At 52.0% G+C, this 16,735-nt stretch carries 18 protein-coding genes and 2 pseudogenes; 5 read left to right on the forward strand and 15 right to left on the reverse strand.

Features of this window, described 5'->3' with window-relative positions; genetic code table 11:
• On the reverse strand, positions 1-274 hold a 274-nt coding region (locus tag NIG5292_RS03855; RefSeq protein ID WP_048598202.1), incomplete at its 3' end, for a transposase.
• Positions 275-336: 62 nt separating this feature from the next.
• Here NIG5292_RS03855 and NIG5292_RS15295 point away from each other — a divergent pair.
• From NIG5292_RS15295 to NIG5292_RS03865, 3 genes and pseudogenes are all read left to right on the forward strand, one after another.
• Positions 337-405, forward strand: a pseudogene (locus tag NIG5292_RS15295) (H-NS family nucleoid-associated regulatory protein); the annotation flags it as partial.
• 148 nt (positions 406-553) lie between these two features.
• Entirely contained in the window at positions 554-1,918 is a 1,365-nt protein-coding gene (locus NIG5292_RS03860) for an exonuclease domain-containing protein (RefSeq protein WP_082136621.1), read from the forward strand.
• 67 nt (positions 1,919-1,985) lie between these two features.
• The gene (locus NIG5292_RS03865; RefSeq protein ID WP_048598204.1) at positions 1,986-2,390 is read left to right on the forward strand and encodes a hypothetical protein; all 405 of its coding nucleotides are present in this window, start codon (positions 1,986-1,988) and stop codon (positions 2,388-2,390) included.
• A 31-nt stretch (positions 2,391-2,421) separates the two neighbouring features.
• Here the strand turns inward: NIG5292_RS03865 and NIG5292_RS14555 are convergent.
• The 4 genes and pseudogenes from NIG5292_RS14555 to NIG5292_RS03895 all read right to left on the reverse strand — a co-directional run bounded on the left by NIG5292_RS14555 (position 2,422) and on the right by NIG5292_RS03895 (position 7,481).
• Positions 2,422-3,547: pseudogene (locus tag NIG5292_RS14555) on the reverse strand (IS3 family transposase).
• A gap of 515 nt (positions 3,548-4,062) precedes the next feature.
• Positions 4,063-4,341: a helix-turn-helix domain-containing protein gene (locus tag NIG5292_RS03885; protein WP_233488163.1), complete on the reverse strand. Its 279-nt coding sequence runs from the start codon at positions 4,339-4,341 to the stop codon at positions 4,063-4,065.
• A 215-nt stretch (positions 4,342-4,556) separates the two neighbouring features.
• Entirely contained in the window at positions 4,557-4,958 is a 402-nt protein-coding gene (gene cueR / locus NIG5292_RS03890; RefSeq protein ID WP_048598206.1) for a Cu(I)-responsive transcriptional regulator, read from the reverse strand.
• Between the two features lie 69 nt (positions 4,959-5,027).
• Entirely contained in the window at positions 5,028-7,481 is a 2,454-nt protein-coding gene (locus NIG5292_RS03895) for a heavy metal translocating P-type ATPase (RefSeq protein ID WP_074842166.1), read from the reverse strand.
• A 147-nt stretch (positions 7,482-7,628) separates the two neighbouring features.
• On the opposite strand from NIG5292_RS03895, the gene NIG5292_RS03900 reads away from it, so the two are divergent.
• Positions 7,629-7,829: a heavy-metal-associated domain-containing protein gene (locus tag NIG5292_RS03900; RefSeq protein WP_048598208.1), complete on the forward strand. Its 201-nt coding sequence runs from the start codon at positions 7,629-7,631 to the stop codon at positions 7,827-7,829.
• A 92-nt stretch (positions 7,830-7,921) separates the two neighbouring features.
• Here the strand turns inward: NIG5292_RS03900 and NIG5292_RS03905 are convergent, their stop codons facing one another.
• The 10 genes from NIG5292_RS03905 to NIG5292_RS14560 form a co-directional block, all read right to left on the reverse strand.
• Positions 7,922-8,398 (reverse strand): DUF411 domain-containing protein, encoded by a 477-nt coding sequence (locus tag NIG5292_RS03905; RefSeq protein ID WP_048598209.1) that lies wholly within the window; start codon positions 8,396-8,398, stop codon positions 7,922-7,924.
• A 97-nt stretch (positions 8,399-8,495) separates the two neighbouring features.
• Positions 8,496-8,987, reverse strand: a complete 492-nt coding sequence (locus NIG5292_RS03910; RefSeq protein WP_425319899.1) for a c-type cytochrome — start codon at positions 8,985-8,987, stop codon at positions 8,496-8,498.
• A 43-nt stretch (positions 8,988-9,030) separates the two neighbouring features.
• Entirely contained in the window at positions 9,031-10,197 is a 1,167-nt protein-coding gene (locus NIG5292_RS03915) for a multicopper oxidase family protein (protein WP_158441646.1), read from the reverse strand.
• 137 nt (positions 10,198-10,334) lie between these two features.
• A complete protein-coding gene (locus tag NIG5292_RS03920) occupies positions 10,335-10,991 on the reverse strand; it encodes a DUF3047 domain-containing protein (RefSeq protein WP_048598210.1) in 657 nt (218 codons plus the stop codon).
• On the reverse strand, positions 10,988-11,716 hold the full coding sequence (locus NIG5292_RS03925) for a DsbA family protein (protein ID WP_048598325.1): 729 nt from the start codon (positions 11,714-11,716) through the stop codon (positions 10,988-10,990). The genes NIG5292_RS03920 and NIG5292_RS03925 overlap by 4 nt, the downstream gene beginning before the upstream one ends.
• Positions 11,717-11,739: 23 nt before the next feature.
• On the reverse strand, positions 11,740-13,137 hold the full coding sequence (locus NIG5292_RS03930; protein WP_048598211.1) for a multicopper oxidase family protein: 1,398 nt from the start codon (positions 13,135-13,137) through the stop codon (positions 11,740-11,742).
• Between the two features lie 50 nt (positions 13,138-13,187).
• Positions 13,188-14,087: a c-type cytochrome gene (locus tag NIG5292_RS03935; protein WP_048598212.1), complete on the reverse strand. Its 900-nt coding sequence runs from the start codon at positions 14,085-14,087 to the stop codon at positions 13,188-13,190.
• A 4-nt stretch (positions 14,088-14,091) separates the two neighbouring features.
• Complete coding sequence (locus tag NIG5292_RS03940; RefSeq protein ID WP_048598213.1) at positions 14,092-14,676, reverse strand: c-type cytochrome; 585 nt, start codon at positions 14,674-14,676, stop codon at positions 14,092-14,094.
• A 395-nt stretch (positions 14,677-15,071) separates the two neighbouring features.
• A complete protein-coding gene (locus NIG5292_RS03950; RefSeq protein WP_082136622.1) occupies positions 15,072-15,530 on the reverse strand; it encodes a c-type cytochrome in 459 nt (152 codons plus the stop codon).
• Between the two features lie 33 nt (positions 15,531-15,563).
• On the reverse strand, positions 15,564-16,127 hold the full coding sequence (locus NIG5292_RS14560) for a L,D-transpeptidase (RefSeq protein WP_425319900.1): 564 nt from the start codon (positions 16,125-16,127) through the stop codon (positions 15,564-15,566).
• Between the two features lie 182 nt (positions 16,128-16,309).
• Between NIG5292_RS14560 and NIG5292_RS03955 the strand changes: the two genes are divergently transcribed.
• Entirely contained in the window at positions 16,310-16,627 is a 318-nt protein-coding gene (locus tag NIG5292_RS03955) for a DUF2933 domain-containing protein (RefSeq protein WP_048598215.1), read from the forward strand.
• Positions 16,628-16,735: the final 108 nt, after the last annotated feature.

The raw sequence follows: 16,735 nt of genomic DNA on the forward strand, positions 1-16,735 counted from the left end.
TTAAATAATCGAGGCTCTCTTTCAAGATCAGCTTGTCCAGTTGGAGGTCCGCAACGATTTTCTTCAGCCGCTCGTTTTCCTTCTTCAGTGCTTTCATTTCTGAGAGCTGCGGTCGCCCTAGACCACCGAACTTCTTGCGCCAATAGTAATAGGTCTTGTCCGAAATACCCGCCTTGCGACACGCGCCCACAACATCCAACCCATCATGCAAATGAACATCAATCTCGCGCAATAACTTCAGTGCATCCTCATGTGAATACCGTTTCCGTGCCATTCTCTGTCACTCCCTTAGTCAACAAATAGTGGCACAGTTTTAGGGGGCCAAGACATGGCCGCGGCCGCAAGCCAAAGTGGCTAGTGGCACAGCTTGATCAAGGAAAGTCAGTCGAGGACTTTGCTCTTTAAACCTAGTGCGCGTCATAGGGCTGCTCGCCACTGCTACAGACAGTCAAGCGAGTAGCGGGCAGTCCTAACTTTCAACTTCTCAAAAATTGCACCAATATTTAGGTAAAGTAACTCGCTATCCGCATCTACCGCATAGTATTGAGGCAACATGATGAAGTACGTCTTCTATGACTTTGAAACCACTGGGATAAGCCCAGCATTTGATCAACCGCTTCAATTTGCTGCTATCGTGACAGACGAGAGTCTTAACGAACTTGAGCGGATCGATATACGGTGCCAGGTTGCTCCTCATATACTACCATCTCCATTTGCTCTGCATGTCACCAACATCAAGCCGGAGCAAACAACCAATAAAAACCTACAAACGCCATTTGAGTTTGCACAAACATTACAGGCTTTTACAGAGGCTTGGGCCCCAGCTTGTTGGCTAGGATTTAATACAATCGCATTTGACGAACCGATGATGCGACAGATGTTTTATCAAAATCTTCAGCCAAACATATTTGCCACGCAAATTAATGGAAACACTCGCCTTGACGTTATGAAAATGGTTTTTGCCACCTATGCTGAGGCAAATAGTACGTTAGCTTGGCCAACGAATAATAAAGGTAAGCTGAGCTTTAAACTCGACCAATTAGCTCCTCATAATGGATTTGCGCATGAGAACGCCCATGATGCATTGGCAGACGTCGAGGCCACGATTTATATTTTCAACAAAATCAAAGAAGGTGCACCTGAACTATTTGGAAAGCTACTCCAAGCTGCTGATAAAACATTTATTGCGAGCTCGCTTCGAGGGTTTGTCCCAATGGAAGTCACTCTCAGGTTTGGTGCCCACCCACCAAAAACTTATCAAGGATGCTTTTGTGGCGCGAGTAAAGGCAACCCGAACTCAATCGGCTTCGTAGATTTTGAACTAATGGGAGCAAACGAATTTTCCATCGCATCTCCAATTGCGATTACGCAGGCAATTGAAGCGTCACCAAAGAAAATTCGCAATCTAGCCATAAACAAATCTGAGACTTTTCGAGTTATAGAAAATCCTACAGAGGAAATGCTGCACACTTGTGATCAAGTTAAAGCTGCTACTGAGGTACAAGGTTTTGTTGCTGAAGCATTTACCGCGCGTTTTAGTCAAGAAGAACCGGCTGAACTCGAAGTTGAAGACCAAATCTATTCCAACTTCACTAGTCAACAAGACAAAAACTTACTTGAGCACTTTCAGACTGCGACGTGGCCAGAGAGGGCTACTATTATCAACAAACTTAGTGATCGACGCTTACAACAGTTGGGCAAACGCTTAGTGGCATTTTACGCACCAGAACTTTTGACCGACCAACAACGCATAGACTTTGATAATTTCCTTAGTCAGCGATGGTTAACCCCCGGTGATCAAGCGCCATGGATGACTGCAGAAGAAGTGTGGATTGCGCTTGAGAAGCTCGGCTCAGATATTGAAGTCAGTGAGTGGCGCGAGTTTTATCAAGCTCGGATAGATGCTATTTTGAATTAGATATGCGCGCCGCATAGCTCGAGGTTCTACGGCGCTGTTAGTCTCGCTTAAACAAAAAGGAGCCGGCGTGAGTGTTTCAAGGGTAAAAGAACTTTTCTATGATGCGACTAATTCTAAAGTTTCAATTGGATCAGGGGATGATGAGTACTTACAACGGAAGCTCAGAGAAGCGCATAGGCTAGCGGTATCGCTACAAGATCAAGTCTGGCAGTATATTCCCGCCTACCGCCTGTCGCATTTGCTCTTTCGAGAAGCAAAAACTGAGAGTGACTTCACCGAAATAATGGAGCTGCTCGAGCATGCCGAGAAATCAGATTCCAATTATATCAGTTTAAACTCAAGCCTGTTAAAGTTTGCAGCAATGCACAGGCTGCGCTTACTGGGAACTGACTTTCCAACAGAAACACAATCGGAATGTGCTGAATCAATTGTGAGGAAAATTTCCACTGCAAGTAATCAAAACCAACACTGATCAGCCCCACCTGAGTGGTCCAATTTGATTGTTAGTGCATGATCGGCCTTTGGTCCACCTGCACGATGGCTTCTGGCGCTGGCGGGCGGTAGCCCAGAGCGCTGTGTGGTCGTTTGGTGTTGTAGTGTTTCCTCCATTCCTCAATCAAGACTTGGGCTTCGCGCAGGTTATAAAAGACTTCTCCATTCAAGAACTCATCGCGGAAACGGGCGTTGAACTTTCGCAATATCCGTTCTCCCATGGGCTGCCTGGTTCGATGTAAGCCGTCTTTGCGCCGACGGCCTTGATCCAATCCTGTACAGCCTGCGCGACGAACTCTGGGCCGTTATCGGAACGTATAAACGATGGCACACCGCGCAGGATGAACAGGTCACTCAAGACATCGATGACATTGCCTGAGTTAAGCTTCCTGTCAACGCGGATCGCCAAGCATTCTCGGCTATACTCGTCGATGATGTTGAGCGTGCGGAACGCCTTTCCGTCGTCAGTCCGACAATGCACAAAGTCGTAGGACCAGACGTGATCGCGATGCTTCGGTCGAAGTCGAACGCACGATCCGTCATTCAGCCAAAGTCGCCCCTTCTTTGGTTGTTTCATTGGCACTTTTAGCCCCTCTCGTCGCCATAGCCGTTCCACGCGTTTGTCGTTCACATGCCAGCCGGCATCTCTCAACAGCGCCGCAATCCGACGATAACCATATCGGCCATACTGCCGGGCAAGCTCGATCATATCCGCAACAAGACGCTCTTCATCGGCACGTCCCACAGGAGTTTTGCGTTGCGTGGAACGATGCTGTCTCAGAACACGGCACGCACGGCGTTCAGAGACTTTCAGCTCAGCGCGTACGCGATCAATACAGGCGCGACGACGAGCGGGGCTCAGAAGTTTCCCTTTGCCGCCTCCGCCAGGATCAGCTTGTCCAGCGTCAGATCAGAAACGGCCTTGCGCAACCGCTCGTTCTCTTTCTGTAGACGCTTCAGCTCCTTCAATTGGTCCGTGCCCATTCCACCGTACTTTTTCTTCCAGCGATAATAGGTTTGTTCAGTCACACCAATCTGCCGGATCGCATCAAGACGAGGCATGCCTTGCCCCGTCAGTACCTCAACCTGCCGTAACTTCGTGACAATCTCTTCGGGCTTAAGTCGTTTGTTGGCCATGTGTTTCCTCCGTTTTCCTAAACATAGCGGAGGACCACTTCAGTGGGGGAGGATCATTGGTACGTCCGCTCATGTGACCACGAAAACAAACGATGCCACTACACCGTTCGTGTCAGCGGGTCACGCGCGTCTTGGCCGATCAGTTTTGACAGTGAAAACAATCAGACAATTCTGTTTCCGCAACGCAGCGGCCGGAACCATTCATCCCACCGTGCGGTGATGATTGAATACGGTGATTTCGAGGGCAACATGGATCACACTGAGTGGTTTTCTTACTAACTGCGTTCAGGTGAATTTAGGGGATGCTTTATGATTTGAACTTCTATCTCTGATTTTTCAACGCAATCAGGGCGGATAAACCACGCCCGCGTTACTTGGCAGTTGTTCCAGCGATAATCACGCCAGACCACTCTAGAAGAACCTGAAATTTCCGTGACACCTTCCCTGATAGGAAAGGCTGTTAGGCGCTTGTTACTCATGAAATGACTTACTTGTTACGTGTTAGGTGAGATTTACTAGGTACGGGCCCGGGGTTTAACCAACTCGCTCGGATCAATGCCCAGGGCCAGGGCGATGCTTTCCAACGCGGAAATAGACATGGCATTTCGGCCGTTTTCGAGCTTGCCCATATAGCTGCGACTAAGGCCCGCTGCGAACAACAGAGCTTCCTGGCTGAGCCCTTTGGCCCGCCGAGCATCTTGAATGTTTTGTCCGACGCGCTCTTGCAAATTCATGACCAGATATCGGCCATGTGGAACGCGATTTAGCCACGCAATATAGTGCGCATTCAGCATGTGAGTGCTGAAGCCTTGGATTTTATCATGGGCGCTCCGCTGTCATTGACAACGGCATCGAAAAGGCGCCCCAGAAGGATATGCCTATAAGTTAGATTATGTTAATTTTGTAGGCTTCCGACATGGCCCACCAGCAGTATTTTCCGGAAGCAGCGAAGCAAGGGTACATCTTAGCCAGACCGAGTGTTTCACTTTCTGTGAGAATACTTTGGAGATCAGTGACAAGGATCCTCGCTGAGACCTTTCAGAATGGGGCAATCTGGGCGGTGATCGCCTGCACATGCATTGGAAAGATGTGTGAGTGTTTCATACATGGCTTGGAGATCGGTAATTTTGGCCTCGATTTCTTCCAAATGTTTGCGTGTTATGTCTTTCACCTCAGCGCTTGCGCGAGTTTCGTCCTCATAGAGCGCCAGTAAATTGCGGCATTCGTCGATAGAAAACCCCAAGGCGCGGGCGCGGCCAAGAAAAACCAACTTGTGGAAGTCGGACTCACGGAAGACACGGTAGTCGTTTGTGTCGCGTAGCGGTTTAACAAGCCCAATGTCCTCATAGTAACGGATGGTTTTTGCCCGCAAACCGGTGCGTTTGGATACTTCGCCAATGTTAAGGTTCATTTGGCCTCCTAACTAAGACAATTCTAGGAACTCGATGGGGTGACGCGGCGTCCATTGACTGCCAGGGATCTAGTCGTTCAATACGGGCTTTACCCATCGTAAGCGAAGTGCATTCGTTAGCACAAATACGCTGGATAGCGCCATCGCTCCGGCCGCCAACACCGGTGATAGGAGCACGCCAAAGGCCGGATACAAGATACCTGCTGCCACAGGGATAAGCAGCGTATTGTAGCTAAAGGCCCAGAACAGGTTCTGTCGGATGTTACGCATTGTACGCGTCGAGATGTCAAAGGCATTGACCACTCCAGTTAGCTCGCCAGACATCAATACGACATCGGCCGCTTCGATTGCCACATCTGTGCCAGTGCCGATCGCGATGCCTACATCTGCGGTAGCCAACGCTGGCGCATCGTTGATTCCGTCGCCAACGAAAGCCAGCTTGCCACGCTTGCGCAACTCCTCCAACGCGGCAACTTTCCCCTCAGGTAGTACCTCAGCGACAACAATATCAATCCCCAGTTCAGTTGCAATTGCGTGGGCGGTGCCCTGATTGTCCCCGGTGATCATTGCCACGTTCAGACCAAGTCCATGTAGAGCTGAGATGGCTCGAGGGGTCGCGGGTTTGATCGGGTCTGATACCGCGATTGCCGCTGCTATTTTCCCGTCAATGGCGGCATAGAGCGGCGTGCGGCCTTTGAGCCCCAATGCGTTACCGGTTTGGGCAAGTGTGCCCATGTCGATTCCCTCGCGCTTCATGAGCCGATCTGCGCCGACAATAACCTGTTGACCGTCAACAGTTGCCTCAACGCCGTAGCCAGTGAGGGAGGAAAAGGCAGTAACTTCGGCGCTCTTCAGCCCTTTCTGAACGGCCGCGCGCGTAATGGCTTCGGCGATCGGGTGTTCGGATTGCGCCTCAAGTGCAGCAACAAGGCGAAGTACCTCATCTTCGTCGAAGCCGCCTGCAGCGACCAGGTCCGTGAGCTCGGGACGGCCCTGGGTCAACGTACCGGTCTTGTCAAGCGCCACCACTTTTGCTTCCTGCAGCATTTGCAGAGCATCACCCTTTCGAAAAAGAACCCCCATCTCTGCGGCCCTACCTGTGCCGACCATGATTGAAGTCGGCGTTGCCAGACCCATTGCGCAAGGACATGCAATGATCAACACAGCAACGCCTGCGATCAAGGCAAAGCTCAATGCGGGATCTGGACCAAATAATAGCCATGTTCCCACAGTTATGGCGGCAACCACCATAACCGCAGGAACGAACCACGATGTAATGCGGTCGACAAGACCTTGGATGGGCAATTTGGCCCCTTGCGCCTGTTCGACCATCTGGATGATTTGCGCCAGCATTGTATCTGCGCCAATCTTGGTCGCCCGAAAGACCAAGGCGCCTGTGCCGTTCACGGTCGCCCCAACGACCTCGGCGCCTACACCTTTCTCGACGGGCACGGGTTCCCCGGTGATCATACTTTCATCAACATAAGATTTGCCGTTGGTTACTGTGCCATCCACGGCGATTTTCTCACCGGGGCGAACATGGATCAGATCACCGACCATAATCTCTTCGATTGCTAGCTCGACGACCTCGCCCCCCCGTTCAACACGCGCGATTTTCGCCTGAAGCCCGACCAACTTTCGGATCGCCTCGCCTGTGCGCCCTTTGGCGCGAGCTTCGAGGTAGCGACCCAAAAGTATCAACACAACAATTACGGCCGCGGCCTCATAGTAAACGTTGACCGTGCCCTCAGGCAGAAGGGCTGGGGTGAATGTCGATACTAATGAGAACCCGTAGGCCGCCGAAGTGCCCAGCGCTACAAGCGAGTTCATATCCGGCGTACCTTTCAATAGCTGGGGAAAGCCCTTTGTGTAGAAGCGCAATCCAGGGCCGAACAATACGATTGTGGTCAAAAAGAATTGTAGAAGCCGGCTATTTTGCAACCCAATATTTTGCTCAATCCACATATGCATTGATGGTACTAAATGGCCGCCCATCTCGATCACAAACACAGGGAAGGCCAATAGGGCTGCAAAAAGCGTAAGTCGTCCCAGTTTTTTGATATCAGCGGCTTTGCGGTCCTGTTTGCTGAGGTCTTCGCCATCTTTGACCTTGGCCGGATATCCGAGCTCGGTTGATATCCTTGCCAATTCCGCCGGAGTGATTGCGCCGTTAACATAGCGGACCGTCGCCGCCTCTGTCGCCAGATTGACTTGCGCGTCGATGACCCCCTCGCTGGCTTTGAGTTTGCGCTCAACCCGACCAACGCAGCTGGCACAAGTCATGCCTTCGACATCTAACGTAATCTCGTTTGTTGAGGCGGGATAGCCTGCCTCCCCAAGAGCTTCGATCATGTCAGTCAGACTGGCCGGTTCGGAGTATTGCACCTGTGCAGTTTCATTTGCCAGATTGATCGCAGCTTCGCTCACACCGGCGATGCTCGACAATGTCTTTTCGACACGTCCGACACAGGACGCACAGGTCATCCCTTCAACCGAAAATGTAAGTACTTGAATTCCTGACATGACACACTCCGCGATTCGTCGTTTCAAAACCGACTAAGGGGGGTTCCAGTGAGGGTAGGGTCAAGCGCCGTAAGCCGAATAATTTGTGCTTGACCCTACCCTATGGGAACCCGCTCCTCTTTCTTTGAATCTAAAAAGGAGACAACTATGAGTAAGTTCAATGTACCCGATATGACCTGTGGCCATTGTAGGGCTTCTATTGAAAAGGCCGTTGGTTCGGAAGACGGCGACGCTGTTCTGAATTTCGATTTGGAGGGTCGCACAGTGGAAATCACAAGCCGGCTCAGCGATGATGAATTGGCGCGTCTACTGGAGAAAGAAGGCTATCCAGGAACGACCGCCGCTTGATCCGTGGCTTACTTCTTTAGCGTCGGGACAAGAATTGAGGGCTTGAGGGCGCCTGTTTGGCACCCTCAAGCCCTGATAGAGACTGCGGCTGTCTATGCCGCTTCGTATTCGGTGAAAGTCTCAACTGATCCGTCTTTTCGGATCAAATACACTGTATAAGCATCACGCTTGTTTTCGGGACCCATACCAGGCGACCCCCATGGCATACCAGGCACTGCCAAGCCAATAGCGTCGGGACGCTCGGCCAGCAGCCGTTCGATATCCGGTGCGGGTACATGGCCTTCAATAATATACCCGTCAACATGAGCCGTGTGGCACGATGCCATTTCGTCACTGATCCCGCTGTCCGCTTTCAACTGAACCAAATCATCGTAGGGAACGTCGCGAACCTTAACGTCGAATCCAGCGCTCGCCATGACGTTGATCCAGGCACCGCAGCACCCACAATTCGGATCTTTAACCACTTGCATCAACGGGCCCGTGGCGGCGAGGGCTGGGACAGCCATTGTGAAGCCAGTGGCGCATAAGCCACCCAACACTGCGCGGCGGTTAAAATCTAACGTAGTCATGGTATTTTCCTTTCTGACCAGACATGTCTGGCATTTTTTGTCTCACCTGTATCGAATTGGTTCGATCTCATTCTAACGAAGGTCAAGAGGTGGCCGTTCATGTGCCGTCTTCCATCTGCTCCCCTAATGTCCGCCCTCTTTGGGTTTCGCGCATTCGCTCCGGCCAAGTGGATTTGATAAAGGCCAAAATATCCCAGATCTCTTGGTCGCTGAGAAGGTCCGCAAAGCTCGGCATGCCGCTGTTGAAATTTGTCACGCCACTTGCCTCTAGAGCCGCCTGCCCCCCAAACTTCGTGTAGTTGAACAATAGAGCATCTCCATGGTGCCATGTATGGCCCGTTCGATCGTGCGGTGGGGCAGGAAGCGAGCCGTCATCTTTCGGGCTGCGCCAATTCGGCTCCCCTTCCAGCTGCACACCATGGCACGATGCACAGTTTTCCGCGTACAGCATCTCACCCGCTTCGACGCTCGACTTTTCGGGCTGTTTGGCAATGTTTGGCTTCTCAAAGGTAGCGCCAAGGGTGAAAGCAAGTACAGAAACGCCCACAATGAGTATGAAACCAAAAGTCAGAATATGTGACCGAGTCAATGTCGTGCTCCACGATAGAATGATTGAAGGGGAAGGCCAGTTCTCATGAAACTTCTACCCAGGTTGCCATGCCATCTGCGCTGTGACTAAGCATATGACAATGGAGCAACCAACGACCTGGATTGTCGAAAACGCATACAATTTCGCGCGTCTCTCCCGACGCCACCAAGAGTGTGTCTCGCAAAGGGCCTAGTGTCCCGTTGTCAGTGATTTCGCGGAAATGGTGACCATGCATATGAATTCCATGGGAAAAACCGGTTGGGTTCAACAAAATGAGCCGGGCAGTTTCACCCCGCCGAAACTTACCAAAAGGTCTGTTGGGAAGCCCTGATACCCCGTTGAATGCCCAGCTGCTATGGCCAGAGTGATTTCGATCGCCCTCCCCTCCCCGCATCAAGAGTTCGAGAGACTGACTAATTCGACCGGGTTTGCGGAGATTATGTTTCGGCAACGCGGGAATTGGACTTCGATCAGGTGAAGGGTTTTGACCTTCCAGTGAAATGGATGCGACTGATGCTTGGGAATTTCGATTTCTCAGATTGAATGAAATTTCAGTTTCAGCGATCCCAATAATGTCGATCCGCTGCGCAGGTGCTAAGATGAGCGGTTGCAATTGTGTTGGTGTTTCCAAGGGCATGCCATCAATCGCGACAATTGCCCCAGCAATGCCTCCAAGATCGAGACGAAACACTCTGTCGATGGCGGCATTGACCAACCGCAATCGAACGCGATCCCCTTTTTGAACTGAGTTCCTACTGAGAAAAACCCGTGTCATGTTTCCAAGGCGCCCTTCGCGACCAAAGTCATCCAAGGCGCTGAAATCGGTGTCGAGCATCCCATCGGCGGATGTTCTGAAGTCAGCCAACATTGCTATAATATCGTGATCAACAACAGGGGGGTCGTGTTCTTCAACAACTAGAGGGCCAAACAATCCACGGCCAACTTGCTCATAGGACATGTAGTGCGAATGATACCAAAACGTACCGGCGTCAGGCAAAGCGAATTTGTAGTCATAGTGCCCCCCTGGTGGAACAACCTCTTGCGATAGAATTGAAACCCCGTCCATTTGGTTGGGAACTCGAACCCCGTGCCAATGCACCAGCGCCCCGTCCTCCATCCCGTTTTCTAGACGAACATCCAGTTGATCGCCTTGTCGATATCGCAGTTCGGGTCCGGGAACGGACCCATTGAAGCCGAGAAAGCCAGACATTCTGTTGCTTTTTCTGCCCCACCGAACACTCATTGGAGCTGGGCGCAATGTATGCTTGGGGTTGGAAGCAGTTGATGATCGCGGCAATGAAAAACCGGCAATTGTGCCCAAAAGCATTTTGCGACGAGAAATCAGCATTAGTCTGCAATGAGTTCCAAATTTTCAATTGATGCAAGGATGCGCCCGCCTGTGTCGTCGCTATCGGCCGATACTCCGACGCCGACAAGAGTACCTATATGAGAGTCAAAAGCGGCAGAATAATCAGCTTCTAAGTCGACATTTTCTGAGTGGTATCCGATATCGCTAGGGCGAAGAACGAGCGTTGACATTCGGGAATGATACGGGCTTTTTAGGATGCTACCTGATGCATGCGCGCCGCCCCATACATAGACCAAAGCATGGGTATTGTGATTGCGTAGCAGCCGCCTTGGTGTCGTCTGGTCCAGTGAGCTGACGGTTTCAGGGTCCGTGAAAACGAAGTAAATTGCCAGATTTCGATCGTCCCCTCCCTTGCGTCTCAAGTCAGTGCCGATGACACCTTCGCGCACTTCCCAAGTCCACTTTGCCGATCGCGAAGTTCGCTGTTTGGCTTCCAAAACACGCCACAATAATGAGACCGTTCCATTTGAAGCTACGTCTAACTTTGAGCCCTGAAGTTTGTAGTCGTTTGACCGCAGGCGAAGAAAACTTTGCTCCTTCCAGGAGCCATCAAAGAGCACCGGCTCAGAATGAGCCGGGCTCATTGAAGCCGCGAACAGAAATACGGCGATAATTCTGCTGCGGGTTAGAGTCATTCTGTGGCTTTTCTTGCCGTGTCGACAATTTCCACCAATTGAGATTTTTTCACGAACCCTGGCACCAGTTCTTCTCCGATGACAAATGATGGTGTTCCGTTGAAGCCCAGTGACTGCGCCAGGCCCATGGATGTCTCAATGTGTTCTTCCACGTCAGGTGCTTCCATATCTTTGCGCAGCTGGGCAACATCCAATCCGACTTCACCCGCGATGCGAATGACACTTGCCTCTTCGGCACGGCCTGACATGCCCATCAACGCCCAGTGAAATTCCTCGTATTTCCCCTGCTTACGCGCGGCTAAAGCAGCCTTTGCCGCGAATACAGAACCCTCCCCTAGGATTGGCCATTCCCGGTAAACAAGGCGGACATTCTTGTCGTCCTCGAGCAATCCTTGGACCTCGGCCATGGCGCGACGACAAAAGGAACAATTGTAGTCGAAGAATTCGACCACCGTCACGTCACCTTCAAGATGCCCCAAAACCGGAGCATTCGGATCTTGTTCAAGTAAATTGCGCTGGTTGGTCAGTACGTTGGTGCGAGCAATATTCTCAGCTGCAGCCTGTTGCTGTTCCAAAATCGCGACGGCTTCCATTACGATGCCCGGGTTTTCACGGATTGTTTCGAGAACCAAATCCTTAATACGATCTTCATCGAGCCCGTCAGCCAAGGCCCCAAATGGCAATGCTAGGAAGGCCATGGCGAAAATGCCGTTCGTCAATCTCATGTTTTTCTCCGTTGTCGTTTTCTTCATGTCACGTTGATCCATGTTGCCATGCCAGAGGCGGCATGGGCCAACATATGGCAATGGAACAGCCATTTTCCGGGATTGTTTGCGACAAAAGCAATCTCTCGAGTTTCATCACCGAAAACCAAAATTGTATCTCTGAGTGGTCCCATCTCGTCATTTTCAAGGATCTCGCGAAAGTGCATTCCGTGCAGATGCATAGCGTGGGGGAAAACTGTGTCATTGTGAATTTTGACACGGGCGGTTTCACCTGATGAGAGCTCTGCAAGCGGGGCATCAGTCATTCCGACTACACCGTTGAACGACCAGAATTGATTGGCGGCAACCATTTTTCGGAAGCTCGTTTTTTCACCCTCCAACGTTGCGCTTCGAAGGCTGCCCATTGCGCCGCCTTCCATCTTCAGTTCAAAACGCTTGGCCGACTGGGTCCCAGGCACGGACATGTTGGGATTTGCGGGCAATGAGACCGGGCTTGTTCGCCGTGGTGTCGAGCTCTCGGCAGCCTCAACCGGAAAGGCCGCTTGGGAAGCTCCGGTTTCATCGTCAAATCGCACCAAATGGGCGACCTCACCGACCTCGGCGGTTACATCAACGAATAGGTCGACTCGCTGGCCCGGCGCCAACAAAAAGTCCCCTTCAACCTTTTCGGGAACCTCCAACGGCATACCATCATAAGCCATTACCCATCCGTCAAACCCCGACAAGCCGAGCAGGAAAATGCGCGCATTAGCAGCGTTAATGAGGCGCAAACGCAGCCTTTCATTTGCTTTGACAGGAAGTTCCGTTTCAGCAGTTCCATTCGTTGCGATGTAGTTCCCACGACGTCCGGCGTGGCTGCGGTCATGGGGGGCATCGAACTCAGGGTCCAATTGCGCTGTCTCAGGGTTAAGCAACCAGTCGTCTAGAATAAGAACTTCTTCTCGGTCGACGTCGACCGGTTCGGTTTCTTCGACGATCAATGCGCCATAGAGCCCGCGTGCGACTTGTTCCATCGATCTATTATGCGCGTGATACCAATAGGTTCCAGCGTCGGTTGCGGCAAACTCGTAGTCAAATGCCTCCCCTGGTGGGACAGCATCCTGAGTAAGTCCAGAGACACCATCCATCGCGTTGTCAATTCGAAGACCATGCCAATGTACGGAGCTCGCTTGCGGGAGTTCGTTCACAAAACGTCGCACTATCCGGTCGCCTTGTTTGACACGAATTTCGGTGCCGGGCATTTGTCCGTTGAATCCCCAGACCTCTGTCTTCGGATAGTCAGAAGGCGCGAGTTGAACGTTTGCAACGCTAGCGACTATGGAGATGGGGGAAGACGTTGCCGCAAGAAGTGTTCTCGGCACTAGCGCGCCAAATCCGAGGGATGCCCCCATCCTCAAAATGTCTCGTCGGGTCTGTGACATTCTATGTCCTTTTGTTGAAGGGGCTAAGGCCCCATTCTTTGTTTTCAACCTCAACCACCTGAGTGATCGTCCATCAAATAGGTCGCCATCGCGTTGCGGTCGGCATCCGTCAAAAAACTGGTTCCATACATCACAACCTCACCCATGGAGCCGCCAAAGGCGTCGCCGTCAGGTTTGATACCTGTGCGAAGCGCATAGGCGAGGCTCTTTACACTCCAGTCATTCCTCTGGAGGGCCTCATAATCGATGGCTGGAGCCTTTCCTCCGTCGGGCAGGGAACTACTTCCTTTAAAATGCTGACTGTCTGATTTTCGCGCGCCAGCAAAATTTCGAGCGGTGTGACAGGCCGCACAATGCGTCGCTCCTTCCACGAGCTCGCGACCCCGATTCCAAACGTCGTCGTTCCCTTCAATCGGCTCAGTGTTTGGGGCGTTCAAAAACGCGGCGCGCCATAGTTTCAAACCCCAGCGTTGGTTGAACGGGAAAGCCATCTCCTGCTCTTTGGAGGGCTCAGCAACAGCGGGTACAGTTTGGAATGCGGCCCACAGGTCGGCTATGTTCTGGTCTGTGAAGTTGGCGTAGAATGGATAGGTGAACGCAGGATAATAGGGTTTGTCTTCAGGCGAGACCCCCTGTCTTACGGCGCGGGCAAACTCGTCAATCGTCCAATTACCAATCCCGTGTTCAAGGTCGGTGGTCAAGTTAGGGGAGAAAAGCGTGCCAAATGGCGTTTCGAGTTTTACCCCTCCGGCCAAAGGCGCACCGCTTTCCTCTACATTTGTATGGCAGGCGATGCAGCCACTGGCGCGGGCAAGGTAGGCACCGCGGCCCGCGTCGCCTTCCAAATTTATGGGCTCTTGGAATTGGCCGATAGGCCATGCCATGAGCGCTACGATTGTGACGGTGCCAATAGCCGCCACCCCGAAGGCTATTTTCAAGATACCGCGCATTGGTTTAGTTTTCAGCGCGGAATTGTGTATGGCAGGCTGAACAGGCTTGGGTAACCATTGAGAAAGCACCATCTACAGGCATTTCAGAAATCTGTGCGACGGTCATGGCGTCACCCATTGCGCTGGAGCCCCCCATCATGTTGGCACCGCCGCTCATCATACCCGATCCGCCGCCCATCATTGTATCTGCGTTTGTTTCGCCCGCGTTGCTCCCCATCATTGGGTTATCGGCGGCCGCGGCCAATCCCTCGGCGGCAATCCCGAGCCGTTCAGCAAGAGCCGAAAACTCGTCCCAATTGCTCCAGACTGTGTCCTTGGCCTCAGAAGGCGTTCCACCTGTGCCCTCGGGGAAGAGCTTCGTCATTGAATCCCCAGCGTGCCGGGAGAAGGTTTCTGCAGCCTGACGCATGACTTCTGCATCATATGCGACGTCCCCACGCATCATTGGTGTGACTGCTTTAACAGCCTTTCCCATATCCGCCATGGCATCCATTCGTTCTTTAACAATACCTGTCGCACCCCCATGCGCAAAAGCGGCGAGAGCGGTTGACGTTGCGAGAAGTGTTGCGAGAATTGTTGTCTTTTTCATTGTCGTTATCCTTGATCGTTCATTCATGTTTGCGTTTTGTAATCAGGATTCTCGGCGGGGCGGTGGTTTGTCAAATTGTGGGCTCCACCTGGCCCCTCCTTGGAAGGTGGACCAGAGATGTAATTTGCCAGACCGTGCCCGTTCCGGCAGCAAGATAGGGCGGAGCAAATAGTTAGCGGCGGTCAAACAATCTAGCCCTGGATGACAATGGCCCTTTAGTGCGGTGAGTTCATTATTGTGGCCACGGACGGTGTCGTCATGGTCGCTTTCGTAAAAACCACTGGAATCTTCTGCGTGTTCGCTAACAGAATCGGGCAAACCCGCGATGGAGATCAGTGCACCTAGAATGGCGACGCCGATCAATCGAAACAGGGTTTTACCGAGATCTGAAAGCATCAATTGATTCCGTTTTCTCTCTGAAGCTCTCTCACATATTGGGCGATAAATTTAACATCCGCACGCGTCAGGCCTGGCACTGGGGGCATATTGCCGAATTGCCAGTGGTGCGCACGAACTCCATTCTTTGCAGCCGATTGGAATGATTCATCCGAATGGTGCCCCGGCTCGTAGATTTTGTGCACGAGGGGTGGAGCAACGCCATTTTGGCCCGCGGCATTTGCGCCGTGGCAGGGCGCGCAATTAATATCAAAAGCACGTTTTCCAATTGTAGCATCCGACGATAAAGTGGCGGGTAGCTGGACAACTTCAATCGGGTCGCCAATAGCGATGTCGCTCGTGTCGGGCGGTACCATGGAATGACCTTGTGGCGTGGGCGCTGGTTGAAGCGCTTGCCAACCTATGACTGCAATACCTGCAAGTAGGACGCCACCTACGAAAAGTCCCCATTTACTCATTTTCATATCCTTTAGTTTCTTCCCGAGTAGCGCTCAAATCAACTTAACCTGTGTCCCTACAGGAGTTCGGCCGTAGACTTCTTCGATTTGATGATTGTAGAGGCCTATACATCCGTTCGAAGATCTTCGGCCGATTTTTCGCGTGTCATGCGTGCCGTGAATTCGGTAGTACTGCCAAGAAAGGTACAGCGCTCGAGTTCCCAATGGATTGGTTGGGTCTCCACCTTTGACGATCAATGGCCATTCTGGATTTCGTTCTCTCATAGCCGGCGTCGGGGCCCAACTTGGGTTTTTGCGCTTCTCGACGACCTCGGTGTAGCCTCGTTTCGTCAGCTCGTCCGTTAAAGGAACTGAGGTCGGATAAACGCGCATTTCGCCATCCGCGGTCCAATGTTGCAAGACCTTCGTATTCATGTCTGAAAGAAGAATCCCTCGACCTAACCTGTCAAAGTGATCCTTCCATTCGTGCAAGTAGAAGGACGATATATTTCGCCGCACGGTGGGGTCTGCGATGTTTGAAGGCACTTCTTGAGCCCGCAATACTGAAGGCGCTACTAAAGCAGACGCAAAACTGCCAAGGAGCACACGTCTGTTTATTTTGCATTTTCTATCCACGTCGCCTCTCCGGTTACATCATTGGCGCTTTTTGCAATATTCCTAAGCCTGACCCGCCCTGGTCATCAACAGCTACGAGCCTAGAGATTTGTATCGAAATGTATCCTTGACCTTTCTGTGGGTCAGGCCTGCATATGGAGGCAGAATTGTAGAAGAGGTACTCAATGCGTACAGAATCTGAGAACAACTCCCGCGAGAAATCACGATCGGGACCAAAAACTATGCACTTCGCGATGATGGCCTGTTGCGTCATCATGGCAGTGCCCGTTGTAGGATTTTTTCTTGCCGGTGGGACGCTTGGAATAAGCGGGTCAAGCGTCATGGCGTTTGCACCGCTGGTGCTTTGCGTGGGTGCACATTTGGTCATGCACAAAATGATGGGAAAGAGCTGTCACTCGAACGCTTCCGAGCATGACGCCGAGGACATAAAGGTCGTAGCCGAAGATGTGGTGTCGACGGTGCCGCAGGTCAGACGGGGCTGACCACGTGCCAGTGTTTGGTGTGGCGCGCATTTTGCTAGCGAGGCTGGCTTTGAGTGGCTGCGCGGCCTCCGTCAAGCAATGTACCAACCCAGAACGCGCACCTCTTTC

This window comes from Nereida ignava (genome assembly GCF_001049735.1).
Classification (GTDB): Bacteria; Pseudomonadota; Alphaproteobacteria; order Rhodobacterales; family Rhodobacteraceae; genus Nereida; species Nereida ignava.

Excerpts from the sequence above, each read along its gene's own strand:
- NIG5292_RS03860 (WP_082136621.1), top strand. The coding sequence starts at position 554 with ATGATGAAGTACGTCTTCTATGACTTTGAAACCACTGGGATAAGCCCA.
- NIG5292_RS03885 (WP_233488163.1), bottom strand. The coding sequence starts at position 4,341 with ATGCTGAATGCGCACTATATTGCGTGGCTAAATCGCGTTCCACATGGC.
- cueR (WP_048598206.1), bottom strand. The coding sequence starts at position 4,958 with ATGAACCTTAACATTGGCGAAGTATCCAAACGCACCGGTTTGCGGGCA.
- NIG5292_RS03895 (WP_074842166.1), bottom strand. The coding sequence starts at position 7,481 with ATGTCAGGAATTCAAGTACTTACATTTTCGGTTGAAGGGATGACCTGT.
- NIG5292_RS03900 (WP_048598208.1), top strand. The coding sequence starts at position 7,629 with ATGAGTAAGTTCAATGTACCCGATATGACCTGTGGCCATTGTAGGGCT.
- NIG5292_RS03905 (WP_048598209.1), bottom strand. The coding sequence starts at position 8,398 with ATGACTACGTTAGATTTTAACCGCCGCGCAGTGTTGGGTGGCTTATGC.
- NIG5292_RS03915 (WP_158441646.1), bottom strand. The coding sequence starts at position 10,197 with ATGTCTGGCTTTCTCGGCTTCAATGGGTCCGTTCCCGGACCCGAACTG.
- NIG5292_RS03920 (WP_048598210.1), bottom strand. The coding sequence starts at position 10,991 with ATGACTCTAACCCGCAGCAGAATTATCGCCGTATTTCTGTTCGCGGCT.
- NIG5292_RS03925 (WP_048598325.1), bottom strand. The coding sequence starts at position 11,716 with ATGAGATTGACGAACGGCATTTTCGCCATGGCCTTCCTAGCATTGCCA.
- NIG5292_RS03930 (WP_048598211.1), bottom strand. The coding sequence starts at position 13,137 with ATGTCACAGACCCGACGAGACATTTTGAGGATGGGGGCATCCCTCGGA.
- NIG5292_RS03935 (WP_048598212.1), bottom strand. The coding sequence starts at position 14,087 with ATGCGCGGTATCTTGAAAATAGCCTTCGGGGTGGCGGCTATTGGCACC.
- NIG5292_RS03940 (WP_048598213.1), bottom strand. The coding sequence starts at position 14,676 with ATGAAAAAGACAACAATTCTCGCAACACTTCTCGCAACGTCAACCGCT.
- NIG5292_RS03950 (WP_082136622.1), bottom strand. The coding sequence starts at position 15,530 with ATGAGTAAATGGGGACTTTTCGTAGGTGGCGTCCTACTTGCAGGTATT.
- NIG5292_RS03955 (WP_048598215.1), top strand. The coding sequence starts at position 16,310 with ATGCGTACAGAATCTGAGAACAACTCCCGCGAGAAATCACGATCGGGA.